Genomic DNA, 6936 nt, shown 5'->3' on the forward strand with positions numbered 1-6936 from the left:
TCCCTGTCCTGCGTCGTAGAGCGCTCCAGCGCCAGAAGCTGGGTCAGTTCGTTGATCTGCGAATTGAGCCGGTTGAGCACCGTGTCCTTGCCGGAGATCTCGCGGCCGAGCAGGAACTGCGCCAGCACGAAGACGGTGAGCAGGAACATGATCGCCAGAAGCAGTGTCGATAGCGCGTCGACGAAGCCCGGCCAATAGTCGATGCGGCGATCGGCGCGCCGCCTTGCCAGCGCCACGTCAGTGCACTCCCGGCTTCTTCAGCGCGTCGGCGATCTTTTCCAGCGTGTTGCGCATCGCCTTCTGCTCGTCGGACTGCGCTTCGACCCAGTCGCGCATGATCTGCTGTTCCGAACGCATGTTCTTGACCAGGCCCGAAATACCGTCGGCGAGGTTGGCCATCGCGGTGGCGACGCGCGGATTGGAGCCGCCGCCATTCTCCTGCAGGCTGCGCAGCCTTTCCGACAGCAGGCGGATCTCGTCGGAGGGCTCGGTCCTGGCCGAGTCGGAGACGACGATATCGTGCGACAGATCGGTGACCGAGGACAGCCAGTTTTCCAGCTCGGTGTAGAAGCGGGTCTGGGCACGGCCGGCCTGCAGGTCGAGGAAGCCGAGCACAAGCGAGCCGGAGAGGCCGAACAGCGAGGACGAAAACGCCGTGCCCATGCCTGCGAGCGGCGCGGCAAGCCCTTGCTTCAGCGAATCGAGCACGGCGGCGGCGTCGCCGGTGCCGGGATCGAGCGATTCGATGGTTTCTCGGATCGAGCCGATGGTGTTGAGCAGACCCCAGAAGGTGCCGAGCAGGCCAAGGAACACAAGCAGCCCGACGAGGTAGCGCGAGGTGTCACGGCTTTCGTCGAGGCGAGTGGCGATGGAATCGAGCATCGTGCGCATCGAGCTGGTCGAGAAGGCCACCGTCGACGAGCGGCCGATCATCGCCTTCATTGGCGCGAGCAGCACAGGCTCCGTGGTCTCCGAGCCGGCGCGGAAGGAGTTGACCCAGCGCACCTCGCGAAACAGGCGCCCGACCTGGACGAAGGCCAAGAGGATGCCGACCACCAGCACGCCGATGATCAGGCCGTTGAGGCCGGGATTGGTGACGAAGGCGGTCGAGATCTGGCGGGTGAGGATAGCGGCGATGAATGCAACGATGATCAGGAAGATCACCATGGTGAGCAGGAAGACCTGCGGGCTCGACAATTTGTGCGGATCGTAGATCAGAACGTCGGAGCGCCTGCCCATGCCGAAGGATCTGAGAAAAGCCATCCGAACCCCGTTTCCGATGCCGCGCCGCCGATCAGGTTGACGGCAACTCTAAACGGAATTGTGACCAAATTGAATGGTGGTTGGCAATAATGCCGAGCCAGGGCTCAGAGCCTGTTCCATCCCCGATGGAAATCGGGATGGGACTCTACCTTCTTGTTGGAGCTGTTCTTTTCCGAAAACCGGTTCCCCACTTTCGGGATCACGCTCTAGATCCGGTTTATCACCAGACAGTCGACCATTGCGGCCAGATGCAAGCCGGCGCCGGTGACGACAAAGCCATGCCAGACGGCATTGTGGAAGCGCAGCCCCTTCCAGGCGAAGAAGATGACGCCAAGCGAATAGACGATGCCGCCGGCAACGATCAGCGCGATCGATGTCGTCGGCAAGGTCCGCACCATCGGGCCGACCAGGACAATGCCGCTCCAGCCGATGGCGAGGTAGAAGACAATCGCAAGCCGGTCGAAGCGGCCGGGGAAAAGCACCTTGATGGCGATGCCGATGGCCGCTGCCGTCCAGACCAGCACGATCATCGAGACGGCGAGCGGGGAGCCGTCGAGCTGGGCGAGAAAGGGCGTGTAGGTCGCGGCGATCAACAGATAGATCGCGGCATGGTCGAAGCGGCGCAGAATCCACTTCGCCGGCGACGACACCGGCCAAAGATTATAAGCCAGCGACACCGACAGGACGGTGAGCAGCGAGGCGACATAGAAGGCTGCAGCGACATACTCGCCGGGGCCGGCATGAAAGGCGGCCAGCGCCAGGAAGGCCGAACCCGCCGCGATCGCCAGCACGATGCCCACCGCATGTACGATGCCGTCGGCGATCACTTCGGCACGCGAGTAATGCCAGCGTCCCACGAACGGGATCTCGATCTGGGATTGTGACCTGGTGTCGCTCATGAACGGTCCTGCATGGCCCTCATCTGGGCGTCTGCCGGACAGTATTTCAAGCTTTGGTTGCCGTTTTGCGACTGCGGCGCTTCAGCGCGGCGCCCGTCAACGTGACTTGCCTGTCAACGAGATGGCAGCGGCTTCTTGACGGTCTTCAGCAGCGCGCGCTGGATGATCTCGTTGCCGGCAACGACCGAGCCGTGCTCCAGCATCTCCTGCCCACCCTCGAAATCGGAAGCGAAGCCGCCGGCTTCGCGGATCAGCAGCAGGCCGGCAGCGATGTCCCAGGCCGACAGACCGACCTCCCAGAACCCGTCCATGCGGCCGGCGGCGACATAGGCGAGATCGAGCGAGGCGGAACCGAGACGACGCACGCCCGAGACCTCGGCCATCACATTGCGCAGTTCGATGAGGAAATTGCCGTGCTGGCCACGGCCGAGATGCGGCACGCCGCAGCCGATCACGGCGTCGGTGAGCTTGGTGCGGCCGGCGACGCGCAGCCGGCGGTCGTTCATGAAGGCGCCGCCGCCGCGCTCGGCAGTGTAGAGCTCGTCCATCGCCGGATTGTAGATGACGCCGGCGACGATCTGGCCCTGGCGCTCCAGCGCGATCGAGATGGCGAAGAGCGGGATGCCGTGCAGGAAGTTGGTGGTGCCGTCGAGCGGGTCGACGATCCAGCGGTGCTGGCCATCCTCGCCCTCGATGGCGCCGCGCTCTTCCATCAGGAAGGCGTAGCCGGGTCTTGCCTTCGACAGTTCGGTGAACAGGATGTCCTCGGCCTTGCGGTCGGCCTGGCTGACATAGTCGCCTGGCCCCTTCATCGACACCTGCAGGTTCTGCACTTCGCCGAAGTCGCGCGCCAGCGAACGGCCAGCCTTCATCGCGGCCTGGACCATGACATTGAGGATCGCTGAACGCGCCATCTTGTTTTCCCGCTGTCCCGCGCTCTAGTCGGCGCGGCGGACGTAAGTGATTTCGTTGGTGTCGACGATGATGCGCTCGCCGGCGGCAATGAAGGGCGGCACCAGCACGCGGATGCCGTTCTCCAGCACCGCGGGCTTGTAGGAAGAGGCAGCCGTCTGCCCCTTCACCACCGGGTCGGCCTCGGTGATGGCCAGCGTCACCTGATCGGGCAGCGAAATGCCGATCGGCCGTTCCTCGTAGAGCTGGACCGTCACCATCATGCCGTCCTGCAGGAAGGCGGCGCGATCGCCGACGAAATCCTTCGCCAGTTCGAGCTGCTCGTAGCTTTCGGTGTCCATAAACACCAGCGCATCGCCCTGCTCATAGAGGAAGGAAAAATCCTTCAGATCGAGCCGGATCTGCTCGACGGTCTCGGCCGAGCGAAAACGCTCGTTGAGCTTGGTGCCGTTGATGAGGTTCTTCAGCTCGACCTGGTTGTAGGCGCCGCCCTTGCCGGGCTTGACGGTGTTGGTCTTGACCGCGACCCAAAGTCCGCCATCGTGCTCGATGACGGTGCCGGGACGGATTTCGTTGCCATTGATCTTGGCCATGATGATGCTGGTCCGGAGTGAGGGAGCCGCCGCGACGGCGATTTGGCGCCTCCAAGACCACAAATCGTCCGGAGAGGCAAGGAGGGAGCAGCGCGACGCAGCGCCGCCGCCCTGCGCCTCTTGCCCTCAAGGCAAACGGTTCGCCTTCTGCAGCGCCTGCTTGGTCTGGCCGTCGTCGAGGCCCTGGAGGAAATCATCCATTTCGGGATCGATAAGTCCGGCGCGACGGGCAACGATATACCAGGCGGCCGCGAGGATCAGGTCCGGTTCGGTGCCGATGCCTTCCATGTAGAGCTTGGCGAGGCGATTCTGGGCGGCGACGTTACCGCCCTCGGCCGCCTGTTTCATCCAGCCGAAGCCGGACTTCAGGTCGCGGTCGCCGCCGCGCCCCTCGATCATCCATGTGGCGAGATCGACCTGCGCCGTATCGTAGTTCTGCCTGGCGGCCTGCGCCAGCAGCCGACGCGCCTGGGCATCGTCGCGCGGCTTGCCGCCGGCGCCATTGGCGTAGATCTGCGCCATCGCATATTGCGCGTCGGCCAGTCCGGTGGCGGCGGCGCGCTCGTAATAGGTGGCAGCCTTGGCGATGCCGGCGTCGCCCGGATCCTGCTGGACAAGCAATTGCGCGAAATTGAACTGCGCCAGGCGGTTGCCGGCCTCCGCGGCGGCCTGCATCAGCGCATACGCCGCCTTCTCGTCCTTCTTGACGTAGCGGCCGTCGAGCAGCATCAGCGCGTACTGGAATTGCGATTCCGGCACGCCCTGCTCGGCGGCGAGCGCGTACCATTTCGCGGCCTCCGCGGCGTTGAGCGGTACGCCGAGCCCGCGCGACAGGATCTCCGCCACCAGGGTCTGGGCGGCGGGGTCCCCGTTCTGGGCGCGCACCAAGGCGAGATTGTAGGCGGTCTTGTAGAGGCCACGCTGAAAGGCGCCATAGGCCGAATCCGACGGTTTGGCGCCGAAGCGATCGGGATTAATGGCGTCCGCCGAAGGCAATGGGGCCGTGGTGGCGGGCTGCGGCAGCGGCGTGGCGATCGGCTTATCGACACGCACGCCGGTTGTTGGCGCACCTGCGGCGGGCGCATTTGCAGCCGGCGCGCTTGCGTCCGGTACGCCCGCATCCGGTCGGGGCTGCGGCAGCGGAACGGTCTGCGCCGCCGCCGCCGCCTCGGTCAAAAGGGCCGCGGCCAGAACCGCGAGGGGAAGCAAAGACCGGCGCACGTCAATCCTCGAAGCGCGGCGCGGTCTCGTCGAGCAGCACATTGGCGGCGGCGATCGCCCCCCTGGGGTCGATCCCGTCGGCGAAGACGGCGCTGGACAGCGCCACGAATTCGGCGCCGGTGGCGGCCACCGCCTCGACCGATGCGAGATCGGATCCGGCCATGACGATGCACGGGATCTGGATCATCTCGGCCCACCATTGGCCAAGAGACAGGTTGCGCGGATGCGGCTCCGGCTTGTTGTCGTAACCGAAGCGGCCGAAGAAAATGTAGTCGGGCCGCGCCTCGCCGAGCGCCAGCGCATCGTCGCGGGTCTTGGCGCCACCGACGCCGACCATCATCCTTCCCTGGAAGTGTTCGATGGTCTCGGCGAGCTCCTGGCTGGAGACCTCGACATGGATGCCGTCGGCCTGGACGCGGCCGGCGATGCGGGTATCGCCGGCGATGACGACCGCGATGCCTGCCGCCTGCGCCGTGGGCACGATCCTTTCGGCGAAGGCCTGGAAGGCGACGTCATCCATGCCGTTTTCCGGCAGGATGAGCGAGGCGACGTCACCGCCCTCGAAGGCCGCGGCAATACGCTCGCCCGGCGCGTCTTTCGGCGCGATCAGCACGATACGGCAGCGATTGGGCGGCGTGGCGTCGTTCATTGGTCATCGATCCCGGTTTTCGCCTATGCCGGGCGAAGATGGTTGCATTGCGGCATAGAGCAAAGCGCCCGGTTTGAACAGGCGGGCAAGCGGGATCATGATATCAGAGCTAACCGGGTCGGGCGGGACCGCCGCCCAGCCGAGACGGCAGGACGGCCGTCGCGGTCCTTCACTCGGCCGCTTGTGGGCTCGGCACCTTGGGCTTCCAAAGCGTCCAGCCGAGGGTCATGCCAGCGGCGGCGATCAGGATGGCGGCGGCGCCGAGGATCTGCGCGGGGTGCAGACGGTGGCCGAAGGCGCCGACGTCGACGAGGATCGCCACCACCGGATAGACGAAAGAGAGCGCGCCCTGCAGGTGTGTCGGCAGCTTCTGGATGGCGCCATACATCAATATGTACATCAGACCGGTGTGGACGACGCCGAGCGTCGCCAGCATCACCCAGCTCCGGGCGTCGGCGGGGAGGTGGGAAAGATTGGCGAAGGGCGCCAGCATGACAGCGCCGACGCAGACCTGGATGAGCGCGATCAGGTGCGGCGGCGTGCCCTTGAGCGTCTTGGTGACGATTGCCGCCACGGCCCAGAAGAAGGCCGCCCCCAGCGCCATCACGATCCCGGTGAAATAGTCGGTGCCGACATCGCCGGCATCGGGCCTGGTCTGTACGATCAGCAGCATGCCGGCGAAGGCGATGGCGAGCCAGGCCAGCTTGGTCAGGGTCAGGCGTTCGCCAAGGAAGAGCGCCCCGAAGCCAACCAGCATGAAGGGCTGGGTGTTGTACACGGCGGTGGCGATCGAGATCGAGGCGCGGGGAAAGGCGCTGAACAGCAGCAGCCAATTGATGACGATGGCAGCGCCGCCGAGAACGGCAAGCCCAGCGACGCGCGGCGTCAATGTCCCGCGCAGCAGGCCGAGCGCCGCGCAGATGACGAGCAGCGTCGCCGCGCCGAAGGCGCATCGCCAGAACACCACATCAATGGCAGGCTGGCCAGAAAGCACGACGAACCAACCGATCGTGCCGAGGATCGCCATTGCCGCGGTCATTTCGACCGTGCCGTGCAGAGTATTGTTCATGAGGCAGCCTCTAGATCTTTATGGCTGCATGATCTCAAGCTCCGACGGCCATTTCCATGCCGACAGAAAGATGGTATGCCGTATTGACCTAATTAAATAAGGCAAAACCACTCTTCATCGTGGAATGTGGAAATGCTCGACGATCTTGACAGGCACCTTCTCGACATCCTCGTCCGGGATTCCAGAACGTCGCTGAAAGATCTGGCGCAGCAAGTCGGCATGTCGTCACCGAGCGTTTCGGAGCGGCTGCGGCGGCTGGAGGAGCGCGGCGTCATCCGCGCCTTCACCATCGAGGTCGATCCGGAAGCGCTCGGCTACCCGCTGCAGGCG

8 protein-coding genes and 1 pseudogene are annotated in these 6936 nt (G+C 64.9%); 1 reads left to right on the forward strand and 8 read right to left on the reverse strand.

From position 1 onward, the window contains the following. From EN781_RS21220 to EN781_RS21255, 8 genes and pseudogenes are all read right to left on the reverse strand, one after another. Positions 1-236, reverse strand: a pseudogene (locus EN781_RS21220) (peptidoglycan-binding protein); the annotation flags it as partial. Position 237: 1 nt separating this feature from the next. Next, positions 238-1263, reverse strand: coding sequence for a MotA/TolQ/ExbB proton channel family protein (locus EN781_RS21225; RefSeq protein WP_126057853.1), 1026 nt, complete (start codon positions 1261-1263; stop codon positions 238-240). Between the two features lie 206 nt (positions 1264-1469). After that, positions 1470-2162, reverse strand: coding sequence for a hemolysin III family protein (locus EN781_RS21230; RefSeq protein WP_126057854.1), 693 nt, complete (start codon positions 2160-2162; stop codon positions 1470-1472). 113 nt (positions 2163-2275) lie between these two features. After that, positions 2276-3076, reverse strand: a complete 801-nt coding sequence (locus EN781_RS21235) for an inositol monophosphatase family protein (protein ID WP_126057855.1) — start codon at positions 3074-3076, stop codon at positions 2276-2278. A 24-nt stretch (positions 3077-3100) separates the two neighbouring features. After that, positions 3101-3667 (reverse strand): elongation factor P, encoded by a 567-nt coding sequence (gene efp / locus EN781_RS21240; RefSeq protein WP_126057856.1) that lies wholly within the window; start codon positions 3665-3667, stop codon positions 3101-3103. A gap of 126 nt (positions 3668-3793) precedes the next feature. Then, positions 3794-4888, reverse strand: coding sequence for a tetratricopeptide repeat protein (locus EN781_RS21245; protein ID WP_126057857.1), 1095 nt, complete (start codon positions 4886-4888; stop codon positions 3794-3796). 1 nt (position 4889) lies between these two features. After that, the gene (locus tag EN781_RS21250; protein WP_126057858.1) at positions 4890-5537 is read right to left on the reverse strand and encodes a thiamine phosphate synthase; all 648 of its coding nucleotides are present in this window, start codon (positions 5535-5537) and stop codon (positions 4890-4892) included. 169 nt (positions 5538-5706) lie between these two features. Beyond that, positions 5707-6606: a DMT family transporter gene (locus EN781_RS21255; RefSeq protein WP_126057859.1), complete on the reverse strand. Its 900-nt coding sequence runs from the start codon at positions 6604-6606 to the stop codon at positions 5707-5709. Positions 6607-6738: 132 nt separating this feature from the next. On the opposite strand from EN781_RS21255, the gene EN781_RS21260 reads away from it, so the two are divergent. Then, positions 6739-6936: winged helix-turn-helix transcriptional regulator (locus EN781_RS21260; protein WP_127400299.1), on the forward strand; the 198-nt coding region annotated here is incomplete at its 3' end.

Source organism: Mesorhizobium sp. M4A.F.Ca.ET.090.04.2.1, assembly GCF_003999085.1.
GTDB lineage: Bacteria > Pseudomonadota > Alphaproteobacteria > Rhizobiales > Rhizobiaceae > Mesorhizobium.